At 39.0% G+C, this 23372-nt stretch carries 28 protein-coding genes and 5 pseudogenes; 8 read left to right on the plus strand and 25 right to left on the minus strand.

Annotated features, from left to right (window positions below):
• Position 1 precedes the first annotated feature (1 nt).
• From vicK to HT698_RS00135, 4 genes are all read right to left on the minus strand, one after another.
• Positions 2-1351, minus strand: a complete 1350-nt coding sequence (gene vicK / locus HT698_RS00120) for a cell wall metabolism sensor histidine kinase VicK (RefSeq protein ID WP_173218476.1) — start codon at positions 1349-1351, stop codon at positions 2-4.
• Positions 1344-2048, minus strand: a complete 705-nt coding sequence (yycF, locus tag HT698_RS00125; protein WP_050223087.1) for a response regulator YycF — start codon at positions 2046-2048, stop codon at positions 1344-1346. The genes vicK and yycF overlap by 8 nt, the downstream gene beginning before the upstream one ends.
• Positions 2049-2109: 61 nt before the next feature.
• On the minus strand, positions 2110-3279 hold the full coding sequence (mutY, locus tag HT698_RS00130; protein WP_173218474.1) for an A/G-specific adenine glycosylase: 1170 nt from the start codon (positions 3277-3279) through the stop codon (positions 2110-2112).
• 359 nt (positions 3280-3638) lie between these two features.
• Positions 3639-5309, minus strand: a complete 1671-nt coding sequence (locus HT698_RS00135; protein WP_173218473.1) for a formate--tetrahydrofolate ligase — start codon at positions 5307-5309, stop codon at positions 3639-3641.
• A gap of 232 nt (positions 5310-5541) precedes the next feature.
• On the opposite strand from HT698_RS00135, the gene coaB reads away from it, so the two are divergent.
• The 5 genes from coaB to HT698_RS00160 all read left to right on the plus strand — a co-directional run bounded on the left by coaB (position 5542) and on the right by HT698_RS00160 (position 8838).
• Positions 5542-6231, plus strand: coding sequence for a phosphopantothenate--cysteine ligase (gene coaB, locus HT698_RS00140; protein WP_173218471.1), 690 nt, complete (start codon positions 5542-5544; stop codon positions 6229-6231).
• 11 nt (positions 6232-6242) lie between these two features.
• A complete protein-coding gene (gene coaC / locus HT698_RS00145; RefSeq protein WP_173218469.1) occupies positions 6243-6794 on the plus strand; it encodes a phosphopantothenoylcysteine decarboxylase in 552 nt (183 codons plus the stop codon).
• Positions 6778-7341, plus strand: coding sequence for an ECF transporter S component (locus HT698_RS00150; RefSeq protein WP_000747412.1), 564 nt, complete (start codon positions 6778-6780; stop codon positions 7339-7341). The genes coaC and HT698_RS00150 overlap by 17 nt, the downstream gene beginning before the upstream one ends.
• A 442-nt stretch (positions 7342-7783) precedes the next feature.
• Positions 7784-8311: an ECF transporter S component gene (locus HT698_RS00155; protein WP_173218467.1), complete on the plus strand. Its 528-nt coding sequence runs from the start codon at positions 7784-7786 to the stop codon at positions 8309-8311.
• Between the two features lie 11 nt (positions 8312-8322).
• Complete coding sequence (locus HT698_RS00160; protein WP_000159184.1) at positions 8323-8838, plus strand: transcription repressor NadR; 516 nt, start codon at positions 8323-8325, stop codon at positions 8836-8838.
• Between the two features lie 11 nt (positions 8839-8849).
• On the opposite strand, the pseudogene HT698_RS00165 reads toward HT698_RS00160, so the two are convergent.
• The 7 genes and pseudogenes from HT698_RS00165 to HT698_RS00195 all read right to left on the minus strand — a co-directional run.
• Positions 8850-8975: pseudogene (locus tag HT698_RS00165) on the minus strand (NUDIX hydrolase); the annotation flags it as partial.
• A 77-nt stretch (positions 8976-9052) separates the two neighbouring features.
• Positions 9053-10018: a substrate-binding domain-containing protein gene (locus HT698_RS00170; RefSeq protein ID WP_000691495.1), complete on the minus strand. Its 966-nt coding sequence runs from the start codon at positions 10016-10018 to the stop codon at positions 9053-9055.
• Positions 10019-10117: 99 nt separating this feature from the next.
• Entirely contained in the window at positions 10118-11062 is a 945-nt protein-coding gene (gene rbsC, locus HT698_RS00175; RefSeq protein ID WP_004248623.1) for a ribose ABC transporter permease, read from the minus strand.
• A 1-nt stretch (position 11063) separates the two neighbouring features.
• A complete protein-coding gene (locus HT698_RS00180) occupies positions 11064-12542 on the minus strand; it encodes a sugar ABC transporter ATP-binding protein (protein ID WP_173218463.1) in 1479 nt (492 codons plus the stop codon).
• 13 nt (positions 12543-12555) lie between these two features.
• On the minus strand, positions 12556-12954 hold the full coding sequence (gene rbsD / locus HT698_RS00185; protein ID WP_050971367.1) for a D-ribose pyranase: 399 nt from the start codon (positions 12952-12954) through the stop codon (positions 12556-12558).
• Positions 12929-13840: a ribokinase gene (rbsK, locus tag HT698_RS00190; RefSeq protein ID WP_050971368.1), complete on the minus strand. Its 912-nt coding sequence runs from the start codon at positions 13838-13840 to the stop codon at positions 12929-12931. Before rbsK ends, rbsD begins: the two co-directional genes overlap by 26 nt.
• Positions 13840-14814, minus strand: coding sequence for a LacI family DNA-binding transcriptional regulator (locus HT698_RS00195; RefSeq protein ID WP_000207600.1), 975 nt, complete (start codon positions 14812-14814; stop codon positions 13840-13842). Before HT698_RS00195 ends, rbsK begins: the two co-directional genes overlap by 1 nt.
• Positions 14815-14958: 144 nt before the next feature.
• Between HT698_RS00195 and HT698_RS00200 the strand changes: the two are divergent.
• Positions 14959-15027 (plus strand): annotated as a pseudogene (locus HT698_RS00200) (DNA-binding transcriptional regulator); the annotation flags it as partial.
• Here the strand turns inward: HT698_RS00200 and HT698_RS00205 are convergent.
• Positions 15024-15176, minus strand: a pseudogene (locus HT698_RS00205) (NUDIX hydrolase); the annotation flags it as partial. The pseudogenes HT698_RS00200 and HT698_RS00205 sit on opposite strands and share 4 nt — an antisense overlap.
• A 117-nt stretch (positions 15177-15293) precedes the next feature.
• Positions 15294-16061, minus strand: coding sequence for a class I SAM-dependent methyltransferase (locus HT698_RS00210; protein ID WP_050971369.1), 768 nt, complete (start codon positions 16059-16061; stop codon positions 15294-15296).
• Between the two features lie 341 nt (positions 16062-16402).
• Between HT698_RS00210 and HT698_RS00215 the strand changes: the two genes are divergently transcribed.
• Both HT698_RS00215 and HT698_RS00220 read left to right on the plus strand, forming a co-directional pair.
• Positions 16403-16552, plus strand: a complete 150-nt coding sequence (locus tag HT698_RS00215) for a hypothetical protein (RefSeq protein ID WP_162489709.1) — start codon at positions 16403-16405, stop codon at positions 16550-16552.
• Between the two features lie 141 nt (positions 16553-16693).
• On the plus strand, positions 16694-16873 hold the full coding sequence (locus HT698_RS00220) for a hypothetical protein (protein WP_023937752.1): 180 nt from the start codon (positions 16694-16696) through the stop codon (positions 16871-16873).
• Between the two features lie 311 nt (positions 16874-17184).
• On the opposite strand, the gene HT698_RS00225 is transcribed toward HT698_RS00220, so the two are convergent.
• From HT698_RS00225 to HT698_RS00275, 12 genes and pseudogenes are all read right to left on the minus strand, one after another.
• Entirely contained in the window at positions 17185-18141 is a 957-nt protein-coding gene (locus HT698_RS00225; RefSeq protein WP_173218461.1) for an N-acetylmuramoyl-L-alanine amidase family protein, read from the minus strand.
• Positions 18141-18476, minus strand: a complete 336-nt coding sequence (locus HT698_RS00230; protein WP_173218459.1) for a phage holin — start codon at positions 18474-18476, stop codon at positions 18141-18143. The genes HT698_RS00225 and HT698_RS00230 overlap by 1 nt, the downstream gene beginning before the upstream one ends.
• A gap of 14 nt (positions 18477-18490) precedes the next feature.
• The gene (locus HT698_RS00235) at positions 18491-19315 is read right to left on the minus strand and encodes a collagen-like protein (RefSeq protein ID WP_173218457.1); all 825 of its coding nucleotides are present in this window, start codon (positions 19313-19315) and stop codon (positions 18491-18493) included.
• 5 nt (positions 19316-19320) lie between these two features.
• Positions 19321-19641, minus strand: a complete 321-nt coding sequence (locus HT698_RS00240) for a hypothetical protein (protein WP_112445809.1) — start codon at positions 19639-19641, stop codon at positions 19321-19323.
• A 6-nt stretch (positions 19642-19647) separates the two neighbouring features.
• Positions 19648-20124, minus strand: coding sequence for a hypothetical protein (locus HT698_RS00245; RefSeq protein WP_173218455.1), 477 nt, complete (start codon positions 20122-20124; stop codon positions 19648-19650).
• A gap of 17 nt (positions 20125-20141) precedes the next feature.
• A complete protein-coding gene (locus HT698_RS00250; protein ID WP_173218453.1) occupies positions 20142-20579 on the minus strand; it encodes a hypothetical protein in 438 nt (145 codons plus the stop codon).
• 10 nt (positions 20580-20589) lie between these two features.
• Positions 20590-20742: a hypothetical protein gene (locus HT698_RS00255; RefSeq protein ID WP_173214043.1), complete on the minus strand. Its 153-nt coding sequence runs from the start codon at positions 20740-20742 to the stop codon at positions 20590-20592.
• Complete coding sequence (locus HT698_RS00260; RefSeq protein WP_173218451.1) at positions 20735-21325, minus strand: hypothetical protein; 591 nt, start codon at positions 21323-21325, stop codon at positions 20735-20737. Before HT698_RS00260 ends, HT698_RS00255 begins: the two co-directional genes overlap by 8 nt.
• Entirely contained in the window at positions 21322-21528 is a 207-nt protein-coding gene (locus HT698_RS00265; RefSeq protein WP_173218450.1) for a hypothetical protein, read from the minus strand. Before HT698_RS00265 ends, HT698_RS00260 begins: the two co-directional genes overlap by 4 nt.
• Positions 21521-22429: pseudogene (locus HT698_RS10205) on the minus strand (tail fiber domain-containing protein); the annotation flags it as partial. The pseudogene HT698_RS10205 and the gene HT698_RS00265, both read right to left, overlap by 8 nt.
• Before the next feature lie 189 nt (positions 22430-22618).
• Positions 22619-22996: pseudogene (locus tag HT698_RS10210) on the minus strand (gp58-like family protein); the annotation flags it as partial.
• 6 nt (positions 22997-23002) lie between these two features.
• Positions 23003-23368, minus strand: a complete 366-nt coding sequence (locus HT698_RS00275) for a hypothetical protein (protein ID WP_173218446.1) — start codon at positions 23366-23368, stop codon at positions 23003-23005.
• Positions 23369-23372: the final 4 nt, after the last annotated feature.

The raw sequence follows: 23372 nt of genomic DNA on the forward strand, positions 1-23372 counted from the left end.
TCTAGTCTTCTACTTCGTCCTCCCATACTTCTTCTTTCACTGCATCCTTATCATAAGGGAGCACAATGGTAAAGGTTGAACCCTTACCGTATTCACTCTTGGCCCAAATAAAGCCATTATGTTGTTTGATAATTTCTTTGGCAATAGACAGTCCCAGACCTGTTCCACCTTGGGCACGACTTCTAGCACGATCCACACGATAGAAACGGTCAAAGATACGTGGTAAATCCTGCTTAGGAATCCCCAAACCGTGGTCAGAAATGGATAAAATCATCTGGTCTTCAGTTGTCTTCATTCTGACAGTGATTTTACCCCCATCTGGCGAATACTTAATAGCATTATTTAAAATATTATCAATCACCTGTGTCATCTTGTCTGTATCAATTTCCATCCAGATAGAATTGATAGGATAATCTCTCACCAGCTCATATTTCTTTTCTTTTTCCTGTCCTTTCATCTTGTCAAAACGATTGAGGATAAAGGTAATAAAGGCAGTGAAGTTTATCAATTCTACATCTAGGTGACTGGTCGCATTATCAATCCGTGAGAGATGGAGGAGATCCGTCACCATGCGCATCATACGGTTGGTTTCGTCCAGAGACACCTTGATGAAGTCTGGTGCTACAGTTTCACACAAAGCTCCCTCATCCAAGGCTTCAAGATAAGATTTCACGCTGGTTAAAGGAGTCCGTAACTCATGACTAACGTTGGAAACGAAGAGTCTCCGTTCGCGCTCTTCCTTCTCCTGCTCCGTCGTATCATGCAAAACAGCCACCAAACCTGAAATAAAGCCAGACTCTCGACGAATCAAGGCAAAGCGAACTCGAAGGCTCAGATATTCCCCATTGATGTCTTGGGAATCTAGCAACAATTCTGGACTTTGGGTAATCAAATCACGCAATTCATAGTCTTCTTCTATCTTGAGCAATTCCAAAATGCTTCTATTCAGAACATCTTCTTTAACCAGCCCCAGTTGCTTCTTGGCTGTATCGTTAATCATGATAATCTGCCCCCGACGATTGGTCGCAAGAACCCCATCTGTCATATAAAACAGGATACTATTTAGTCTCTTACTCTCTTGTTCTAGATTTTCCTGAGTGAGACGAATAACCTCCGACAAGTCATTCAAATTATTGGTAATATTGGTGATTTCAGACCCACCTTGCATATCAAGAACCTTGGAATAATCTCCTGCAATCAAATCTTTAACCTTTTGATTGATTTGCTTCAATCGCATATTATCACGTCTATTCTCTAGTAATAGAAGGGTCACAACAAGGATGAAACCTAACAAAATCAGGATAAAGATAAAATCTCTGGTAAAAATCGTTTGTTTCAGTAAATCAAGCATTATTTCTCATGTAATACCCTACACCACGGCGCGTCAAGATATACTCTGGTCGGCTGGGTGTATCTTCAATCTTCTCACGCAGACGTCGTACAGTCACATCAACCGTACGGACATCACCAAAATAGTCATAACCCCAGACAGTCTCAAGCAAGTGTTCGCGCGTAATGACTTGACCTGTATGCGATGCCAAATGATACAAAAGCTCAAACTCACGATGGGTTAAGTCTAGTTCTTCGCCATATTTTTTAGCCACGTAGGCGTCTGGAACAATTTCTAAATCCCCAATTTGGATAGGTTGAGGTTTACTTTCTGCTTCCTGCCCATCTACTGGCATAGGTTGAGAACGACGCAGCAAAGCTTTAACACGCGCCTGCAACTCACGATTGGAGAAGGGTTTTGTCACATAGTCATCTGCTCCAAGCTCTAAACCGATAACCTTATCAAATTCACTGTCTTTAGCCGACAGCATGATAATAGGTACACTACTTGTCTTGCGAATGGTCTTAGCAACTTCTAAACCATCAATTTCCGGAAGCATCAAATCCAGAATAATAATATCTGGTTGCTCTGCTTCAAATTGCTCTAGCGCTTCACGACCGTTAAAAGCAGTTACAACTTCGTAACCTTCCTTGGTCATATTAAACTTGATAATATCCGAGATTGGTTTCTCATCATCTACAATTAGTATTTTTTTCATATGTTCACCTTTTTCTCTACTATTATACCAAAAAAATAGCAAGAAGACACGATAGCTAGTCTTAGCTACTGTCTAAGTTGGCTTTTGCATAAGCCTGCCAGATTTTTTGTTGGGGTTTGGCAAGTGGGTAATCCTTGAACTCTTCTGGTGAAAGCCAGCGAACTTCCCTATCTGAAAAATCATGGAAGTCACTCACTTGACCTGCTACAATTTGAACATGCCATTTACGATGACTAAAGACATGCTTGACAGTCTCAAAATAAACATCAAGCCAAGCAACATCTAGGTCATAGTCCTGCTGGAAACTCTCTTCTGGACTTGGGCCAAAGTTCACGCTTTCTTCTGCAACCTGATGAAAGAGGTCAAACTGCTCTTCTTGCGAAAAGTCATCTACTTCTATCAAGGGGAAATGCCAAAAACCTGCCAATAGCTTTTCACTTTCATTTTTTTCAAGTAAAAATTGTCCTTGAGAATTTTTCACAACTAAGGCTTTAAGATAAATAGGAACTGGCTTTTTCTTGGGAGCCTTGATTGGATAACGGTCCATTGTGCCATTCTGATATGCCGCACTAAAGTCCTTAACTGGACTTTCTTCTGGTCTGGGATTTACAGGCGCCTCAATATCAGATCCCAAGTCCATCAAAGCTTGATTAAAGTCACCCGGACGATCCGGATCAATCAAGATTTCCATCATTGCCTGAAAAATTTTGCGATTACTTGGAATTCCAATATCGTGATTGACTTCAAACAGACGTGCCAAAACCCGCATGACATTACCATCGACCGCTGGCTCAGGCAAATTAAAAGCGATACTGGAAATGGCTCCTGCAGTATAAGGTCCAATTCCTTTCAATCTGGAAATTCCTTCATAGGTGTTTGGAAATTGGCCACCAAAGTCAGTCATAATCTGCTGGGCTGCAGCCTGCATATTACGAACTCGAGAATAATAACCCAAGCCTTCCCAAGCCTTCAACAAACGCTCTTCAGGCGCATTCGCCAAACTTTCCACTGTCGGAAACCAGTCCAAGAAACGTTCGTAGTAAGGGATAACTGTATCCACCCTAGTCTGCTGGAGCATAATTTCAGAGACCCAGATGTGATAAGGATTTTTACTTCTACGCCACGGTAAATCTCTTTTGTTTTCATCATACCAAGTGAGGAGTTTCTGACGAAAAGAAACAATCTTCTCCTCCGGCCACATGACGATACCGTATTCTTTCAAATCTAACATATCTCTAGTATAACACAGAAGACTCTAACTGTCCTTTTCCTAGTATTAAAAAGCCTCTTCCCAAGGGAAAGAGGACTGATACTCAATGAAAATCAAAGAGCAAACTAGGAAGCTAGCCGCAGGTTGCTCAAAACACTGTTTTGAGGTTGTGGATAGAACTGACGTAGTCAGCTCAAAACACCGTTTTGAGGTTGCAGATAGAACTGACGTAGTCAGTAACATCTATACGGCAAGGTGAAGCTGACGTGGTTTGAAGAGATTTTCGAAGAGTATAATTCTTATTGATGAACTGCTTGCAGTCTGAGAAAAAATGAGCTTGGATAGTATTTCCAAACTCATTTAAAGTCAAGTACAATATACTAGAACAAGCCTAGGACTGTTCCATCGCTTTCAACATCCATGTTGAGGGCTGCTGGTCGTTTTGGAAGTCCTGGCATGGTCATGACATCACCAGTTAAGGCAACGATGAAGCCTGCACCTAATTTTGGCACCAATTCGCGAATGGTAATTTCAAAGTTTTCAGGTGCTCCAAGTGCATTTGGATTGTCAGAGAAACTGTACTGAGTCTTAGCCATACAGATTGGTAATTTGTCCCAACCATTTTGAACAATTTGAGCGATTTGCGTTTGAGCTTTCTTTTCAAAGTTCACTTTGCTACCACGGTAGATTTCAGTAACAATTTTTTCAATCTTTTCTTGGACAGAAAGGTCATTGTCATACAAACGTTTATAGTTAGCTGGGGTTTCAGCGATAGTCTTGACAAGAGTTTCAGCAAGAGCTATTCCACCTTCTGCACCATCAGCCCAGACACTTGCCAACTCAACTGGTACATCGATTGAGGCACAGAGTTCTTTCAAGGCTGCGATTTCTGCTTCTGTATCAGAGACAAACTCATTAATAGCTACGACTGCAGGTACTCCAAATTTACGGATGTTCTCAACGTGGCGTTTCAAGTTAGCAAAACCGGCACGAACAGCTTCTACGTTTTCTTCTATCAAAGCGTCTTTAGCCACGCCACCATTCATCTTAAGGGCACGAAGGGTTGCTACAATAACTACTGCATCTGGAGATGTTGGCAAGTTTGGTGTCTTAATATCAAGGAATTTCTCGGCACCAAGGTCTGCACCAAAACCAGCTTCAGTAACTGTGTAATCAGCCAAGTGAAGGGCTGTTGTAGTTGCCAAGACAGAGTTACATCCGTGAGCAATATTGGCAAATGGACCACCATGTACAAATGCAGGTGTTCCGTAAATTGTCTGAACCAAGTTTGGCTTAATAGCATCCTTCAAAATCAAAGCCAAGGCACCCTCAACCTTCAAATCGCCAACAGAAACTGGTGTACGGTCGTAACGATAACCGATAACAATATTCGCCAAACGGCGTTTCAAATCTTCAATATCAGTCGCCAAGCAAAGAATAGCCATGATTTCAGAAGCAACTGTAATGTCAAATCCATCCTCACGTGGAATACCGTTTAGAGGGCCACCAAGTCCAACAGTTACATGACGAAGGGCGCGATCATTCAAGTCCACAACGCGTTTCCAGAGGATACGACGTTGGTCAATTCCCAACTCATTCCCTTGATGTAAGTGGTTGTCAATCAAGGCAGAAAGAGCATTGTTGGCAGTCGTAATGGCATGCATGTCTCCAGTAAAGTGAAGGTTGATGTCTTCCATTGGTAGAACTTGAGCATAACCACCGCCAGCAGCACCACCCTTGATCCCCATGACTGGACCAAGAGACGGTTCGCGGATAGCAATCATGGTTTTCTTGCCAATCTTGTTCAGGGCATCCGCAAGACCAATGGTAATAGTTGATTTTCCTTCACCTGCAGGTGTTGGGTTGATGGCAGTAACCAAAATCAATTTCCCAACTGGATTGCTCTCAACTGCACGAATTTTATCAAAGCTGAGCTTAGCCTTGTACTTTCCATACAACTCCAAATCGTCGTAAGAAATTCCAAGCTTCTCTACAACATCAACAATAGGTTTCAACTCAATACTCTGTGCGATTTCAATATCTGTTTTCATTCAAAACTCCTCTAACCTCTTATATGATAATTCATTATAACACAAAACAAGATTTTTAACATCCCAAAACTCTCTAAACGTTCGTAAATATCCCTATTTTTAAGGTTTTTAAAGTCCTTTCTTAAATTTTATATGGCTTTATAGTTTGAAACTATAGTAGATTCTTTTTATTTTCTATATATATTCAAGCGCTTTCTTTTGCTTATTATTTTTTTTTTGGTACAATAGTGCTATGAAAATTTTAGTTACATCGGGCGGTACCAGTGAATCTATCGATAGCGTCCGCTCTATCACTAACCATTCTACAGGTCACTTGGGAAAAATCATCACAGAAACCTTGCTTACTGCAGGGCATGAAGTTTGTTTAATTACTACAAAACGAGCTCTGAAGCCAGAAGCCCATCCCAACCTAAGTATTCGAGAAATTAACAATACCAAGGACCTTCTCCTTGAAATGCAAGAACGTGTCAAGGACTATCAGGTCTTGATTCACTCAATGGCTGTGTCCGATTACACTCCTGTTTATATGACAGGTCTGGAGGAAGTTCAGTCTAGCTCCAATTTGGAAGAATTTTTAAGCAAGCAAAATCATCAAGCTAAGATTTCTTCGACTGATGAGGTTCAGGTTTTATTCCTAAAAAAGACACCCAAAATCATCTCTCTAGTCAAGGAGTGGAATCCTGCTATTCATCTGATTGGTTTCAAACTGCTGGTTGATGTTTCCGAAGACCATCTGGTTGACATTGCTAGAAAAAGTCTTATCAAGAACAAAGCAGACTTAATCATAGCAAATGACCTAACCCAAATCTCAGCAAAGCAGCACAGAGCTATCTTTGTTGAAAAAGATCAGCTTCAAACAGTCCAGACTAAAGAAGAAATTGCAGAACTCCTCCTTGAAAAAATTCAAGACTATCATTCATAGAAAGGAAAACTATGGCAAACATTCTCTTGGCTGTAACGGGCTCAATCGCCTCTTACAAGTCGGCAGATTTAGTCAGTTCTCTAAAAAAACAAGATCATCAAGTCACTGTCTTAATGACTCAGGCTGCTACAGAGTTTATCCAACCTTTGACACTACAGGTACTCTCACAGAATCCTATTCACTTGGATGTCATGAAGGAATCCTATCCAGATCAAGTCAATCATATTGAACTTGGAAAAGAAACTGATCTATTCATCGTGGCCCCTGCAACTGCTAACACTATTGCAAAACTAGCCCACGGCTTTGCGGACAATATGGTGACCAGTACGGCTCTAGCCTTGCCAAGTCATATCCCAAAACTCATCGCACCTGCTATGAATACAAAGATGTATGACCATCCAGCAACTCAGGCTAATCTGAAAACATTAGAAACCTACGGCTATCAGCTGATCGCTCCGAAGGAATCCCTACTAGCTTGTGGAGACCACGGACGAGGAGCCTTAGCTGACCTCACAATTATTTTAGAAAGAATACAGGAAACTCTCAATGAAAAAACGTTCTAATATTGCACCTATTGCTATCTTTTTTGCAACCATGCTCGTGATTCATTTTCTAAGCTCACTTATCTTTAACCTTTTTCCATTCCCAATCAAACCGACCATCGTTCATATTCCTGTCATTATTGCCAGCATTATCTACGGTCCACGCGTTGGGGTTACACTTGGATTTTTAATGGGACTACTTAGCTTGACCGTTAACACAATTACGATTCTGCCGACAAGCTACCTCTTCTCTCCCTTCGTACCAAACGGGAACATCTACTCAGCTATCATTGCCATCGTCCCACGTATTTTGATTGGTTTAACTCCTTATCTGGTCTATAAACTGATGAAAAATAAAACCGGTCTGATTCTAGCTGGCGCCCTTGGTTCACTTACTAATACAGTCTTTGTCCTTGGTGGAATTTTCTACCTTTTTGGAAATGTTTTTGATGGTAATATCCAAAAACTCCTAGCAACTGTTATCTCAACAAACTCCATTGCTGAATTAGTTATTTCCGCAGTTCTAACCCTAGCCATTGTTCCAAGATTACAAACTTTGAAGAAATAAAAACAATCTCCGCTTTCATGCTTGAAGGTGGAGATTTTGTTCTGTATATTTTATTTTTTAGTGAAATTTTTACCAGTAAAATATATTGAAATAAGATACCAACAAATAGATTAGGGAATTCAAATTAATTTCTAGAAATATTTTATCATTCATGATATACTCTTCCAGTTTCAAACTACTATATTTATACTCAATGAAAATCAAAAAGTAAACTAGGAAGATAGCCGCAAGTTGCTCAAAACACGGTTTTGAGGTTCTGGATAGAACTGACGAAGCCAGCTCAAAATACTGTTTTGAGATTGCAGATGGAAGCTGACATGGTTTGAAGAGGTTTTCGAAGAGTATTAACTAAAAAACGACCTATAAACTCAAGTAAATCCTTGCTTTATTGTCTGGTTTATTATACTATACTAGTGTATATACAGATAAAAAGGAGATTCTTATGAATACACGGAAAAAGACACAATTTATGACAATGACTGCCCTCTTAACGGCTATTGCGATTTTGATTCCAATTGTTATGCCTTTTAAGATTGTCATTCCACCTGCTTCTTACACTTTGGGAAGCCACATCGCTATTTTTATCGCTATGTTCTTATCGCCCTTGATGGCAGTTTTTGTCATCATAGCCTCTAGTTTTGGATTTTTGATGGCTGGCTATCCCATGGTTATCGTATTTCGAGCTTTTTCCCATATCTTTTTTGGGACTTTGGGGGCTCTTTACCTACAAAAATTCCCCGAAACCCTAGATAAACCAAAATCTTCCTGGATTTTCAACTTTGTGTTAGCGCTTGTCCATGCCCTTGCTGAAGTATTAGCCTGTGTCCTTTTTTATGCAACTTCCGGTACCAATGTAGAAAATATGTTTTATGTTCTCTTTGTACTAGTTGGATTTGGCACAATTATCCATAGTATGGTAGACTATACATTAGCACTAGCTGTCTATAAAGTGCTTCGAAAACGCCGTTAAAAGGAAGAACTATGACAAAAGATCGTAAACAAGCCCTGCTCCAACTCTTGAAAGAAGCTCCTAAAGCCCTCAATGGTCAAAGTTTGGCTGAACATTTTCATGTTACACGCCAGGTCATTGTACAGGACATTGCAATTTTAAGAGCCGATGGTGCTCCTATCCTATCCACCAATCGTGGCTACATCTATAAGCAAATTGAAACCAATCCTTATGTTCACAAACTTTTCAAAGTGAAACATGAAGTTGAAGAAATCGGTCAAGAACTCCTTGCTATCGTAGATAATGGAGGGCGTGTCCAGAATACCTTGATTGACCATCCCGTTTATGGAGAAATTGAAACCTTGCTGAAACTGTCTTGTCGTAGAGATGTGCAACATTTTCTAGAACAAGTCGAGCATTCAGATTTTAGACCTCTGTCTGAATTGACAGATGGCATCCATTACCACCTAGTCGAAGCTGAAACACAACAAGACCTCCGCTATATCGAGGAGGCCTTGGATCAGCTAGGTTATTTAGTAAAAGACTAGAAGATTTTCTTCTACCAATCATCTTCTGTACGGCGAGAGTAGAAAAATTCAGATTTGTCCGGAGCTTCCATCATTTCCATCAAAGGCAACATATCATAGGCCAGATTCAAGTTTGGAATCTGGTCTTTTTGAATCCAATAGCTCAAATAGTAACAATGATATTTAAAAACTACATTGAATGAAGATGAATAAGTACCTACTTATTGAAAATATATCACCAATTATGTTGATCAACATTATCCTTAGTCACAAGATAAATTGGAGAAACTGTTTCTTTTTCTAGTTTTTTCCCTTGATAATGATCAATTGCTGATTGAATAGCAATTTCACCCATCTTAGCTGGTTGCTGAGCAATAGTGGCAGTAATATCACCTTTGGCAATAGCATCATGTGCATCTGGTTGACCATCAATACCAACAATTAATACATTGCTAAGACCAGCTGCTTTTACTGCTTGTGCAGCTCCTAACGCCATCTCATCATTCTGTGCAAAGATTGCTTGTACTTCTTTGTTTCCTTGAATCATATTTTGCGCTGTATTCAAAGCTTTTGCGCGATCAAAATTAGCGGATTGACTAGAAAGAACATCTAAATTTGTCTTTGAAATTTGTTCAAATCCTTTACCTCTATCTACAGTTGCAGAAGCGCCAGGGACTCCTGATAATTCAAAAGTTTTTGCTTTTTCTCCCAATTGCTTGGTAATAAATTCGGCAGCCATTTTACCTGCTTCTACGTTATCAGAAGCAACAGTTGTCAAGACTTCACCACCATTACTACCGCGGTCAATTAAGATTACTGGAATATTTGCATTATTAGCAGCTTTAATAGATGTAACAATTGCATCAGAATCAACTGGATTAATTAGTAAAGCATCTACATTTTGACTTATAAAATTCTGAATATCATCTGCTTGTCTAGCAGCATCATCTTGTGCATCTGCTATCTTCAAAGTTACTTCTTTTTCTCCTGCGGCTTTTTCAAGACCATCTTTCATAGCCACAAAATAGGGATTGTTAGTAGTCGAAATAGAAACTCCTAATTTTAATTCTTTTGCCGACTTTTGAGTCGTAGATTTATTATCATTTGATGAATTTCCTAAACCAGTTTTTCCACAAGCTACTAAAGCAAAAATAAATGTTACAAACAAAGCAAAAATGCTAATTTTTTTAATAATTTTCATGTTATTACTCCTCGTAATATATATAGGGATAGTTTCCATCCCGACTATTGTTCGTCATCTAATAAATTGTTACTATTTCCAAAAAAATTGAAAATGATTCTACTGTTTTACAACTTTAAAACGATCAATCAGAACAGCAATTAAGATTACAACTCCTTTTACTACTTGTTGCCAAAATGCTGAAACACCGATAATATTAAGTCCATTATTCAAAACCCCAATAATTAAAGCACCTATTAAGGTCCCCAGTATACGACCTTTACCTCCTGATAATGAGGTTCCCCCAAGAACAACAGCTGCAATAGCATCCATTTCATAACTAGCACCTGCTGTTGGTTGAGCAGAACTTAAGCGTGATGTTATAATTAATCCAGAAATTGAAGCCATAATACCTGATATTGAATAAATGATAATTTTCACTTTATTTAGTTTCACACCTGATATATATGCTGCTTTTTCATTCCCCCCTATAGCATACACAGATTTACCAAATGCTGTTTTATGAAGTAAAACATATAAAACAATAAATACAATAAACATAATAATTACAGGAAATGGAATTCCTACTATGTAACCTTGCCCCAAAAATTGAAATAAGAATGTATCACTTAATCCTTTTGTAATAGGATTCCCATTTGTATAAACAAGTGTTGCGCCTCTAAAAATAGTCATAGTTGCTAAAGTAACGATAAATGGAGCTAATTTCCCGTAGGAAATCAATAAACCATTCATCATCCCCAGAATACAACCCAAAATTAAAGAGATGAGAATTGCTAATGTAACAGGCATTCCAGATCCTAATAGGCCAGCTGTTAACGCACTGGATAAGGCTAAAATTGATCCAACTGATAAATCAATTCCACCTGTTAGAATAACAAAGGTCATTCCAAAAGCGATCAGTGCATTTGATGTTACTTGCAATAGTAAATTTAACAGATTATTTGCTGTTAAAAAATTTGAATTGATAATAGTGATGACAGCCATTAAAATTATCAATGCTATTACTGTTGTCAATTCTGACATATACTTCATAGTATTTTTCACACTATTGTCCTCCTGTAGCTAGTTGCATAACTTTTTCTTGTGTAACTTCTTGACGTGTTAATTCTCCACTAATTCTTCCTTCATGCATGACCATAATGCGATCACTGACTCCGATCACTTCTGGTAAATCTGAAGATACCATAATAATCGGTACACCTCGTTCAGCCAATTCATTCATTAATTGGTAAATTTCACGCTTAGCACCAACATCTACCCCACGAGTTGGCTCATCTAAAATCAGTACTTTTGGTGCAATACCTATCCATTTTGCTAAAACTACTTTCTGTTGATTACCACCAGAAAGTGTCCCAACTTCCTTATCTGGATAACCTGATTTAATTTGTAACCTATCAATTAAGCGTTGTACAAATATACCACTTGTTTTATTATCGAAAATGCCATTTTTAACAAAATCACGAGTACTAGGTAAAGTCATATTATCTTTAATAGAAAAATCTAAAATCAATCCCTCATCTTTACGATCTTCTGTTAAGAAACCAATTCCATGCTTAATTGCTTCAAAAGGATTTTTAATTATCAGTTGTTCTCCGTTTATTATAATTTGACCAGATTTTAAAGAATCAATTCCAAAAATTGCTCGCATTATTTCAGTACGACCAGCACCCATCAAACCAGAAAAACCAAGAATTTCCCCTTGACGTACATAGAAAGAAATATCCGTAAAAGCATCACCAGAAAGATTCTTAGCTTGAAAAACAATATTCCCAATCTCAGCCTTTTTTTCTGGATAATAATCTTCTAATTCACGACCTACCATCTTCTGAACTAATTCATCCGCATTAGTTAACTTCGTTTTCTTAGTATCAATTACAAACCCATCCCTCATAACAGTTATAAGATCTGTAATCTTAAAGATTTCTTCCATCCGATGTGAAATATACACAATACCTACACCATCAGATTTTAATCCTTCTATCACTTTAAAAAGTGTTTCAGTTTCACGATCAGTTAAAGCTGCTGTGGGTTCATCCATAATTAACAAGGAAACTTCTGATAATAAACATTTTGCTATTTCTATCATTTGTTGTTGTCCGACTGATAATTGACCAATGATTGCATCGAGAGGAATAGAGATATTAAGACGTTTAAATGCTTCTTTAGCTTTCCTTTCCATACTAGCCTTATCTAGAAACCCAATCGAATTTTTTATTTCTCTTCCTAAAAAAAGATTATCAAGTACAGTCATATCTGGCCAAGTATTCATTTCTTGATGAATAAAACTCAATCCAAACCGTTCTGCCTCTTGAGGATTAGAAAATGTTTTTTCTTTTCCATCAATAAAAATAGTTCCTGAAGTAGCTGGAAAAAGTCCAGTTAAAATATTCATTAAGGTTGATTTGCCTGCACCATTCTCCCCCATTAAAGCATGAACTTCTCCTGAATTAAGAACCAAATCAATACTTTCTAAAACACGATTATTCCCAAAAGATTTTGAAATGTTCTTCATTTCAATTTTCATAGGCAACCCCCTTCTAAATAATAACTCCTGATTGCAAGATTATATTCGAATATGGTGTATCTTCCCCAGTGCGAATAACTGCTTTAACTTTAGTATTCATAGCTTTCAATTCTTCATGACTAATATATTCAATAATTATATTCGATCCTAAAAGATCTAGAACTGCATGCCACTGTTCTTTGTTTTTTTCCTTAATTTCTTCTGCTAAGAAAATTTTTTCAATAAGTACATGATCTGAATATTCTTTTAAAACCTCTAAAAAACTTGGACTACCTTTTCTTAATGCTAAATCAATTTTATCAACACCTTTTGGAACTGGCAATCCTAAATCTCCGATACAAACCAAATCCATATGACCTAAATCATCAGCTAGTTTTGCTATATTACTATTTAAAATCCCATATTTCTTCATATCCTGAATGCTCCTTTATTTCTTTCAAACTCGGCATGCCTCCTTGCGCTCCAAATCTTTGAACAGAAAGATGTGAAGCAATCGTTGCAAAGGACAATGCAACATTCATCTCTTTTCCTTTTGAGATAGCATAAGCAAAAGCACCATTAAACGTATCTCCTGCTCCTGTAGTATCAACTACTTCTGCTTTTATAGCAGGAATCTTCTGAACTGCTGTCCCATCATAATAAATAGAACCTTCAACTCCTAATGTCACAATCATTTTATTAGGATAAATTTTAATAATTTCTTCTAATTTCTTATCTGGAAAAAGCTCTGAACATTCATGCTCATTAGGAGTAATAAAATCACAAAAAGGAATCATCTCTATGTCTGTTTCTCTAGCTGGTGCAGGATTGTAAAGCACCTTAACTTGATTTTCTTGACAAAATTTAGCTATAGATAGGTTGGCTTCATGTGGTATTTCATTCTGTAATACAACAATACTTGCATCACTAATCAATTCCCACTCATTTTTCCAATCATTTGTTTTAACTAAATTATTCGCTCCGGGATAATAAATAATCCTATTATCACCTCCATATAAAGTAATTTGTGCAGCTCCTGTAGATTGTGGTACCGTTCCCACATGTTCTGTAGAAATATTATTATTTTGCAAATTACTTAGTAAATCTTCTGAAAAAATATCTTCTCCGACGTTTCCAAATATGTAAATATTATCTTCTACACTGGATAATCTACCAATAGCTACAGCTTGATTTGCACCTTTTCCACCTGGAACTATATTAAATGAATCCCCAAAAATCGTTTCACCTCCTTCTGGAATCCTTTTTGTTCTCATAACTAAGTCCATTGAAATACTTCCAACAACAACAATTTTACTCATTACTTTCTCCTTAATGTATTTCTTTCTACGTATCTAACAGGTAGTTTAATTTTAGCTTCATCTATAGAGAACTTATTTGCCATATTATAGATTAGCTTTGCAGCCTGTTCTCCCATTTTATATGATGATTGGTGAATAGTTGATAAAGAAGGGTAAATAAATTGACTAAGTACAATATCGTCATAACCAATGATTTGAATATCATCTGGAATTTTTTTACCAATTGCTAAAATTTCATGAATATAAGCTATCGCATGAATATCTGAAGGTGCTATAATACTATCGATATTGGGATTTCTTTTTAGATTCTCTTTAGCTTCTTTTTGAATTTTTTCAAAGTCAAACGTTTCACTTTCTTCAATACAAATTTCTAAAGATTTATTCCTCAAATAGTTTAAACTTGCTTCAAACCGTTCCGCGATATTCTCGGCTTTATCATCTAAAACTTTAATAATCAGAACTTGTTTAGCACCTGCATTACAGATTGCTTCAGCAGCCAAACGACCACCTGACTGATTATCAGAAAAAACACCGTAACCTGTATCTTTACTAATTCGATCAACCACAACAACAGGTAATGATAAATCTGGATATTCTTTTGTGAAGTCATGTGTAGTAATAATTCCAGCAGCATTTGTTTTCAACAGTAAATTAACATATTCACTCAAAGATTCTTGGTCTGAAATCGTACCAACCATAATTCTATAACCTTTATCTTTCAAATATGATTCAGCTCCTCGAACCAATCTTGGGAAGAAGGGATTTGAAATATCTGGCAATAAGAGTCCCACCATTTGGTTTTTTTTGGTTTTCAAAGATTGTGCTAATACATTTGGTGTGTAATTTAATTTTTTAATCGCATTTTTTATTTTCTCTCTCGCATCATCTCCAACATAACCTTTTTTTGATATATATCTTGAAACCGTTGATTTTGATACTCCAGCTTCTTCAGCAACCTGTTTTATTGTAGTCATCATTCCTCCTTCTTACGTTGTGGAACCGTTCCCTTATTCTATAGTAAACGTTTTCTTTTGATTTGTCAATACTTTTCTAAAAATATTTTAAATTTATTTCAGAGTACATATATTTTTTCCAAATCCATTATTACTATTATACAGGAAATACAACAAGGCCTCCACTATATCGAGGAGGCCTTGGACCAACTTGGTTATTTAGTAAAAGACTAGAAAATTTTCTTTTCCCAATCGTCTTCTGTACGATGACGGTAGAAAAACTCTGATTTGTCAGGAGCTTCCATCATCTCCATCAAAGGTAACATATCATAGGCCAGATCCAAGTTTGGAATCTGGTCTTTTTGCACCCAAGAAACTTCTCCAAATCCAAAAGATTGAGATTTTTATATAGAATCAGCTATAGCATGCTCTAAAGACTATCCGCTTGATTTTATATCGAAAAGCTTCTCCATAATTTTTCACAATTCTTTCCCTTAACTTTATTTTCGAGCGATAAACATTCCATATTCTTTAGGAATAATCAACATACCATTATTAAACTCAGTTTCCAACCTTTTACGAATTATTTCCTCTTCTAGCGAACCTATTTCTGAAATTCCTTTAAAGGATTGGATGTATTTAACTAGGTCATCTATACTAGTTACCTGTAACTCATCATCATAGAGCAATGTATCGACAGAGTTAAAACACCTACTCAGGTACCTTTTACCATTTTGTAAAGTAAAAGTTTTATTTTCCAAATCTTGATTGACCTCATCTTTAAATAAGCTTGCCAAATAATCTACAACTCCATTTTCACCAAATGTAGCACAGTAAAAAATTCCGCCTGTTTTTAAGACTCTATTCACCTCAGAGAGCGCTTTAGGAATATCATTTACATGATGTAGAAGCATATTAGCAATAACAATATCAAACGTTTCATCCTCAAAAGAAATCTTTTGAATATCCATTATTTCATAGTTAACATTGTCTCTATTTCCAATCACTGATCTCGTTGTTTTCACCATATCTTTAGAAAAATCTGTAATAACCAACTGCTTCATTTTATCTATAGAATCACTGTTACTTTTCCACAGTTCTCCTGTACCACATCCCAATTCTAGAACCTTTACTTCATCAGTGATTTGGTAGTTGGAAAATATCCAATTGTTAAATCCTAATTTATTTTTTGAATACTTCTTATGTATTTTTACTCTAATATCAAGATTATCTTGTTTTGCATATTGTTCAATTACTTTATCATCCATTTTCTAGTCCTTCCTTTCATATTTTAAGATTATACCATAAGTGAAAAACGTTTACAAATAGTTATCATCACTTGTAAATAGTTGAGTTTTTACTTATTTTTCGTTAAAATCATTTTCGTTAATTGCTATCATTTTTTTTAATCGTATTCATCATCGTATTCACTTTTGCCCGCATAGTTGAGAAGGTTCCAACTTAAAGTTCAATAGTTTACAAATAGAAAACTGTGATTACTCACGGTCTTTTTTTAAAAAAATAAAATAAAAAAACTCCATCAAAACTCTTGGCTTTCTCGGTATACCGTGATATAATATAATCAAGATAAGGAAAGGGGGTGATGAAGTTGAACAAAGAAGATTGGCTTAGGTTACTTGAAAAGGCAATAGACAATATTCCTGAAACAGTAACTGCTATCGCAAGTCTAGTGACCGCAATAACGGTCGCAAGGCAAAACAAAAAGCGTAAACCGAAATCCCGCAAAAGAAAAAGGTAAACGCTAAGAGGTTGGGGCGAAAGCCCCTCACACCTCTATTTTATCAAATGGAACGAGGAAATGCAATGGTTAGTGCAATAGCTATTTTTATAATTGCAATTAATGTATACATTTATCTAAAAAACAAAAAGGACAAATAAGATGAGAAAAGTTATTCAAGAATTGTTAGACAGTTCGATGTCTACATCTGCTATTTCGCAAGGCGCTGGAGTTCCATGGACTACCGTTTCTGACCTCAGAAAAGGAAAAACAAGTATGGACAAAATGGCACTTCTCACAGCGGAAAAACTTTATGAATTTGCTACAACTGATAAGCAGTGATTTCGGTCACTGTTTTTTTATTTTTAACAAAACACCGTTTTTGACAATAATACCCTGCCATTACTCCTCCCTATTCTTCAAGAAAACGCTTTTTTGAACAATAGGATTTAGATTTTGATTTCTAATCGTTCAAAATGCGTGTTTTTGCAAAATAGAAATACAAACTCTAATTTTGTTAACGTCAACAAAATTGACAACCAAGCGCTTTGTAAAGCTATTTGTTGATGTCAACAAGTCAATTTCAGAGCAAACAAAAAAACCGCAAGCCTGAGCCTGCGGTGAAAGAACATTTTAGAAAGTTTCCTTTCTATTTATTTAACTGTAATCAAGCCTTCTGGCTCTACTGTGAATTCTGGCTTATCTGCCAGTGTTCCATCTGGTTTAATGTAGTACCAGCCTTTTTTATCAGCTGATTGGATAAAGGAATTTGATACCATGGCGCCTTCTTTAGCGTCTAGGTAGTACCATGTGTCCTTGTATTTGACCCAACCTGTCTTCATGGCACCCTCTACGTCGAAATAATACCACTTATCAGCGATTTTCTTCCAGCCTGTCGCCATTTCACCTGACTGGTCAAAGTAGTACCAGTTGCCGTCTGAGTGCTTCTTCCAGCGGTCTGCAAGCATATAGCCTGAGCCGTCGAAGTAATACCAGGTTCCGTTGACCTTCTCAAACTTATCTTTTGGATAAGAGCCGTCTGAGTGTACATACCAATAGCCTGTATCGTTCTTCTTCCAACCTGTTTCAATCGTCAAGCCGTTTTCAATATCCTGCTTGAACTGTTCACGACTAACGCCCCATTTGGCAAGATAAGGATACGGGTCAACATGGTCTGAGTTGTTGTTAGGCTGGTTATTGGTACAGTATTCATGCGTCTTGATACCTGCCAAGTCATCTGTATCAAGCGTTTTCGGCAAACCTGCTTCATCAGCTAGATTGCGTAAGAGTTCGATATAGAGGCGGTAGTCAGCCATGAACTCTTCTTTAGTTGAATGGCTTTCAATCAATTCAACTGCTGCATAGCTTTCCGCATTCCAACCGCCTCCAACGTCCCAAGATCCGTTATTTACAGGGCCTACTTGCATGACACGACCGTTACCAACGACATGAGAAAAGAATCCAAGTTCAGGGTTCTTTCTATAGTGGTAGTCCGCCTCATTCTGAGCGGTTGAGTTGCGGTTGCCTGTTGAGTGAGCATGTACTTGTCTATAAGGTTGCACTCCGACTTGTGGCAAGCCTGTACGTAGTCTGCTTGTATCGATATCCATTACTCTTGTCCTTTCCAAGCGTCATTCATCTGCTTCACTGCGGACTCCACAAAGGTATCCAAGTCCTTGTCGGTCATGCTGATGTTATATTTGAGCAGCTCTGCACGGATTTTAGCGCGAGCCTGTGCCAGTTTTTCATCTCCCTTGTAGCCAGTTTCAGCAGCAACCTGCTCCACGGCATTAACTGCGTTCTTGGCTAGGATTTCAGCGATGATAACCGCTTTCTCTCCACCTTTACGCAAAAGATAGTCTTTCACTGCTTTTACAATACCGCCTACTGCTACTGCTAAAAAGCCTGTCGCAAAGGCAATGATGAGTTCGTTAAATTGTGTCATATGTTGTTTCCTTTCTATTTTGGTTCATACACATCATAGATAGTATGGGGGTCTTTCGTTCTGATAGATTCATATTGAGCCTTTGTACCAACCCAATATTTCAAGGCTTGCCCACCGTTTTGGTTGATGATGTTTTGGCCGGGCGCTCCTGCTGGGCCACGTTCTCCTGTGGCTCCTCTAGCGCCTGCTGGACCTGTTGCACCATCACTGACATTATCAAGACGTGTGCTAGCAGCTGCTTTAATGCCGTTGTGCGTTACAACTATGTAGACCTCAAACCAGCCTCCTGAACGCTGAGTAGCGTTCCACTGACCAAATTTACCATTTGCATCAGGCGTTTGATTTCTCAAAACACCCCAGCTATTATTCCCAAAACCTCTGTAGTAATAATCAAGAGTATAGCCACTGGTTAACCGTGTTCCGTCATAGTAGACGTCCGCGATCAAATTCAACTGACTAGTCGCACCGTTTCGATAGCTTCCCTCAATACGTACATTCGCATTTAAGCTGTGGCCATTTTCCCCTTTTAAGCTTTCTCTCTGGCTGGAGGTCAGATTGTCAAATGACGGGCGATTTTCCAAGGCGGAAATCCTAGCCTTGATGGGGATATCATTGTACAACTCCCATTTTTGGGCATAAGTAGACAAGTCTTGGTGGGAGGTCAAGTAGCCTTTCTTTTCCAGCTCCGCTTTTGTAACGAGGGTTTCTGGATTGACTCTCGGTCTACTCTCAAGGGAGCCCAGTCTTTCCTGGACTTCCCTATCCTTTAACTCTGAATCTTCTTTGATTGCCTTGACATCCTCACCGATTGCTCTTGCTAGATTTTCAAGGTTACTCATAGCACTCACGCTTTCGCTGCGTTATAGGTTGCGACCAAGTCAACATTGGCAATCTGATCTACACGTCCGCTGACTTCAGTTACTTTGCCAAGAAGTGCGCTATTTTCATCTTGTCCCATACTTGTGATTTTTTCCGCGATTTCTTTCAGTGTGTCAAGATTTTCAGGCGTTCCCTCACCCAAGATTTCAGCCTTAACTTCAGATTTAGCTTGGGCGATTGCCTGATTCATGGCAGACGTGCTGACTTTCGTTTTCAGCTCTTCGTTTACCTTTTTGTTATCTTCCCCCACTGCCTGCGCAAATGCTGTTAATTTTGTAGTATCCATTTTGTGTTACACCTTTCCTAAATTGTAATAAAAGAGCAGGTCTGGCAATTCCTGACCTGCTGGGCTCTCGCCTACAGTTCTACCTGCAAGCTGTTTTTCGACTTCTTTTGCAATATCCAGCTCTTTTAGAGCGTGGACTTCTTCTGTGACCAATTCCTTATCTGAGGCGACTATCTTGATATGGACAGATTTATCACTGGGGAAAACATAGCCTCCAGCCGTGATTTCCAAGCGATAACTCCCAATGGGCAAGATAGCGTCCAGATGAAAACTCACACCTTGACTGGTAACAGCTACCTGCTTTTTCCACTGGTAGCCCTCCTTGGTCAGACTGATCAGCGCCTCCTCCCCTTCCAGAGAGGAGATGACTTGGTAGTCTTCGTCTAAGAGGGCAAAACCAAAGGTGGAAGCCAAGTCCCCTTGTTTAATCAGGTGACCGCCGTCAATCTGCCGCAAATTGGTCATATTGAGATTACAGACCATTCTGCACCTCTTTCTATCTAATCATCTACTAAGATGTCTTCCTTAATCTCCAATTTTCCAAAATCGTTGAATAAGCGGTCTATGTAGCCATTACCTCCTAAAGCCTTGTAGCTTTTGTGCAGACTTTCCACTAGGGAAAATTCGTCTTTTGAAGTGAACCCTCTACGAATAGCCCGTCGCATATCACGGTCAAGGCGCAACTTCATAGTATTTAGATGCGCCTCGTCGTGCACTTTTAGCTTTTCCTGTACTTCATCGATTTTGGAATTGCTATCTTTAGCGGTAGTCTGGACATCTTTGATCTGTTTCTTGACTTCGCTCAACTCTGAAATGATTTGGTCTGTCTGTTCCTTTGATTTCTTCGGCAATTTGTAGCTGAGCCAAGCTATAATAATCGGTGAAGCTGCTGATAGCACGTTCATGAAGAAATGCTCTATTGATTGTAAGACGTCCATAAGCACCTCGCTAGTCTGCCAGATGGCTCAAACCACGTCGCTTCAATTCCTTGCGCACACGGTCTTTCCAGCGTTTATGTACCCATGAAAAGTCAACTGCTCCACGTTCCAGTAGGTTGATGTACATATCGATTTTTGCTTGGTCTAGTGTAATCTTACTCATTGCTGCTACCTCCATTGTCTTCACTAGGGCTCTCTTGGTTTGTCGTTTCAGAAATGTCATCTTCTTTCTCGCTTTCTTTGTTATCTTCTACCGCTGGGGTTGGTTGTGTAGGCGCTTCTGCTACTGGTTGTTCAGTAGTTGGCTGCGCTGAGGCTGGGTCATCAGCTTGGTTTTCTGTGTCCGTAACCTGAGGGGCTTCCTCTTCTGCCCCCTCTTTCTCCCCCTGGTCAGGCTCTCCTTGAGCTTCCAGCTCTTCCAATCGCGCTAAGATATCTTCAATATCCTGAGCATTCTGGAGATTGACCTTCTGCATGCCATCCATGAGTTGGTTGGCTTTCTCCAGCGCTTCCGTCGTTTTAGCCAACTGTTCTTGGTTTTTGACAATAGCGCTTGTTGGGTCAAGTTCGGTGCGAACCAATTCCAAAACCGCTTGGATAAGGGCGTCCTCACTATCCTGTGTATGGTCATCTAGTAATTCGCACTGCTCATAAGAATAGCGCCCCTTGTTTTCCATCTTGATGGCGACAACTGTTACATTTTCCCCACCTTTCAAGTAGGGCTTAATTGCAAGTTCATAGCTCATTTGTTAGCTCCTTTCATTTTTACTTGCGTTTCTTCAAATAGTTCTTTAAGGGCTGGGTCATATTCCAGCACCGCCTTAAAGGCCTGTAATTCAGCCAAAGTCAGCGTATAACGTGCCTCTAAATGAGCACGACCCAATTCGCCTTCTGCCAAGCGGTTAACGAGTGACTCAGCGACTAGCTTGTCGATTGTGTTATTATCCATGTAGTTTCTCCATTTCTTTGATTTTTTGGTCTAGTTCTTGGACTGCTTTCAGCAAGTAGGGGACGAAAGCAGTATAGTCGATGTGCAGATAGCCATCTGGATTCTCAGGGTCTCGTGAGATAACTTCTGGAACGATAATCTCAGCCTCTTGTGCAATCAAACCGATTTCTTCGTGTTTCTTGCTTTCTATGAAATCAAAAGCGACTAAGTTCAGTCTGTTGATTATATCCAAGGCTTTCACAGCTGTTTCTGTGATGTTTTCTTTCAAGCGTCTATCTGAAGATTTGTCTATCCAGTGCTTTACCGTTCCCTCGCCTACCTGGTTCCACCACACGACCTTATTTTGATGTCCCTCCCTCGGACTCCAACCATTTCCCAAAATTTCTTGTTCGTACATATGAATCCCATTGACAAAAATAGGCGATTTTTGAAATTCTGTCCGTCCATAAAACCTAGCATTTGATGTGTTTGAAAAGTCGACCTTAGCGTGAAAATCCGCATCATTCTTACAATTCATTTTTCCTGCGGTTGTCACGTACCAGGCATTAGGTCCTGCGTGATTCCAATTACTCCCCCAATTCGCCCAGAAGGCTGTTCGGGTATCACCGAAACTTCCACCATTTCCCATTCCTACCGCAAACGTATTTGTGCCAGATATCCACTTGCCACTCCCGTTTGGGAAACTCCCGATGGTAAACCCTCCAATTTCACCCTGATAGGCTTGTAGGAAGGTTGAACTAGATACGACAGACTCAATCTTGGTTGTGAAGATTTCCTTAGATGTCAACTTGTCAATCAAGGCATCTCTAGCGGTCAGGTTCCGAATCAGGGCATCGTCTACGCTGATTTTATCGCCTGTGATGGCACCTGCTTGGATATGGTCAGCAGTGACAGAACCAGCGGCCATCTTCCTAGCTGTTACAGCACCATCTACCAACATATCTGACTGTACTCGAACGTGCGGAGCGATGATATCCACACCTCTAGGGCTTGCGGAAATGGTAGAAGCTAACTGCTCGCCCGTCAAGGTAGTTGAGCCGATGGTCACACCTTCAGGCGTCACTTGTACCCTCGCACTATTAGCAGCATCTCGCACTTCCTGCCTGATTTCTCTGGCAGTTTGAGCAATAGCACTCTTGACATTCTTGTCAAAGAACTGAGTCAGCGCCCCTTGGTTATTCTGCTGGATTTTGCCCCATAGAGTACTGTTTGGATCTCTCAGTTCCAGTTCAATAGAACGCATATCCTTGAAAAGACCTGACAGGGTACGTTGCGTTACAGTAGGCTCCACGAAGCTAGTCGGGAAATCCCCCTGCTCCAGCTGAATATCCGTCAGCACCGTGTCACCCACACAACCCATATGGTGCAGTTTCAGCAGTTCATCTCGTGTCCGTGGCTGAAAGACCTTATAATACCGCCCGTTGTGCTCAAGAGCAGGCGAACGGACGTTTTGAATGGTTATGTCCATGTGTTACTACCTTTCCTCGTAAAACGTCATGTAGATATCTGCGTTTCGTGTATCAAATAACCTTTGAGCTTCATTAAAATCACCTGGGCTTTTTAGTTTAGCAATAACGTGAGAATTTCCATATCCTGCTCTCAAGGTGATTGCTATAAGTCTTTCGCTCCGACCTATATAAGCAACTTTTGGAAACGAAATATCCCTAAACGCATCACTGTAATTAAAAATATTCATTTCACTTGAATAGTAATTGTGTGAAACAGTCCCCATAAATCCCAAGTAAGGCACTATTGTTTTCCTTTTCTCCCAAACCAACTTATCACCTACATAACGCTGAGTGATTTCCTTGCCACCCACGTAAATTCCTTCTCTAGCCATACTA

Source organism: Streptococcus sp. 3109 (genome assembly GCF_013276905.1).
Taxonomy (GTDB): domain Bacteria; phylum Bacillota; class Bacilli; order Lactobacillales; family Streptococcaceae; genus Streptococcus.

What these genes read in the sequence shown, in the direction of transcription:
- HT698_RS00230 (WP_173218459.1), bottom strand. Translation starts at nt 18,476, where the DNA reads ATGACACAATTTAACGAACTCATCATTGCCTTTGCGACAGGCTTTTTA.
- HT698_RS00260 (WP_173218451.1), bottom strand. Translation starts at nt 21,325, where the DNA reads ATGAGCTATGAACTTGCAATTAAGCCCTACTTGAAAGGTGGGGAAAAT.
- yycF (WP_050223087.1), bottom strand. Translation starts at nt 2,048, where the DNA reads ATGAAAAAAATACTAATTGTAGATGATGAGAAACCAATCTCGGATATT.
- HT698_RS00135 (WP_173218473.1), bottom strand. Translation starts at nt 5,309, where the DNA reads ATGAAAACAGATATTGAAATCGCACAGAGTATTGAGTTGAAACCTATT.
- mutY (WP_173218474.1), bottom strand. Translation starts at nt 3,279, where the DNA reads ATGTTAGATTTGAAAGAATACGGTATCGTCATGTGGCCGGAGGAGAAG.
- rbsD (WP_050971367.1), bottom strand. Translation starts at nt 12,954, where the DNA reads ATGAAGAAATATGGGATTTTAAATAGTAATATAGCAAAACTAGCTGAT.
- HT698_RS00235 (WP_173218457.1), bottom strand. Translation starts at nt 19,315, where the DNA reads ATGAGTAACCTTGAAAATCTAGCAAGAGCAATCGGTGAGGATGTCAAG.
- HT698_RS00150 (WP_000747412.1), top strand. Translation starts at nt 6,778, where the DNA reads ATGAAAAAACGTTCTAATATTGCACCTATTGCTATCTTTTTTGCAACC.
- HT698_RS00195 (WP_000207600.1), bottom strand. Translation starts at nt 14,814, where the DNA reads ATGACTACAATAAAACAGGTTGCTGAAGAAGCTGGAGTATCAAAATCA.
- HT698_RS00170 (WP_000691495.1), bottom strand. Translation starts at nt 10,018, where the DNA reads ATGAAAATTATTAAAAAAATTAGCATTTTTGCTTTGTTTGTAACATTT.
- coaB (WP_173218471.1), top strand. Translation starts at nt 5,542, where the DNA reads ATGAAAATTTTAGTTACATCGGGCGGTACCAGTGAATCTATCGATAGC.
- HT698_RS00265 (WP_173218450.1), bottom strand. Translation starts at nt 21,528, where the DNA reads ATGGATAATAACACAATCGACAAGCTAGTCGCTGAGTCACTCGTTAAC.
- coaC (WP_173218469.1), top strand. Translation starts at nt 6,243, where the DNA reads ATGGCAAACATTCTCTTGGCTGTAACGGGCTCAATCGCCTCTTACAAG.
- HT698_RS00225 (WP_173218461.1), bottom strand. Translation starts at nt 18,141, where the DNA reads ATGGATATCGATACAAGCAGACTACGTACAGGCTTGCCACAAGTCGGA.
- HT698_RS00275 (WP_173218446.1), bottom strand. Translation starts at nt 23,368, where the DNA reads ATGGCTAGAGAAGGAATTTACGTGGGTGGCAAGGAAATCACTCAGCGT.
- HT698_RS00255 (WP_173214043.1), bottom strand. Translation starts at nt 20,742, where the DNA reads ATGAGTAAGATTACACTAGACCAAGCAAAAATCGATATGTACATCAAC.
- HT698_RS00180 (WP_173218463.1), bottom strand. Translation starts at nt 12,542, where the DNA reads ATGAAAATTGAAATGAAGAACATTTCAAAATCTTTTGGGAATAATCGT.
- HT698_RS00250 (WP_173218453.1), bottom strand. Translation starts at nt 20,579, where the DNA reads ATGGACGTCTTACAATCAATAGAGCATTTCTTCATGAACGTGCTATCA.
- HT698_RS00220 (WP_023937752.1), top strand. Translation starts at nt 16,694, where the DNA reads ATGAGAAAAGTTATTCAAGAATTGTTAGACAGTTCGATGTCTACATCT.
- HT698_RS00245 (WP_173218455.1), bottom strand. Translation starts at nt 20,124, where the DNA reads ATGGTCTGTAATCTCAATATGACCAATTTGCGGCAGATTGACGGCGGT.
- vicK (WP_173218476.1), bottom strand. Translation starts at nt 1,351, where the DNA reads ATGCTTGATTTACTGAAACAAACGATTTTTACCAGAGATTTTATCTTT.
- HT698_RS00155 (WP_173218467.1), top strand. Translation starts at nt 7,784, where the DNA reads ATGAATACACGGAAAAAGACACAATTTATGACAATGACTGCCCTCTTA.
- HT698_RS00160 (WP_000159184.1), top strand. Translation starts at nt 8,323, where the DNA reads ATGACAAAAGATCGTAAACAAGCCCTGCTCCAACTCTTGAAAGAAGCT.
- rbsK (WP_050971368.1), bottom strand. Translation starts at nt 13,840, where the DNA reads ATGAGTAAAATTGTTGTTGTTGGAAGTATTTCAATGGACTTAGTTATG.
- HT698_RS00210 (WP_050971369.1), bottom strand. Translation starts at nt 16,061, where the DNA reads ATGGATGATAAAGTAATTGAACAATATGCAAAACAAGATAATCTTGAT.
- HT698_RS00240 (WP_112445809.1), bottom strand. Translation starts at nt 19,641, where the DNA reads ATGGATACTACAAAATTAACAGCATTTGCGCAGGCAGTGGGGGAAGAT.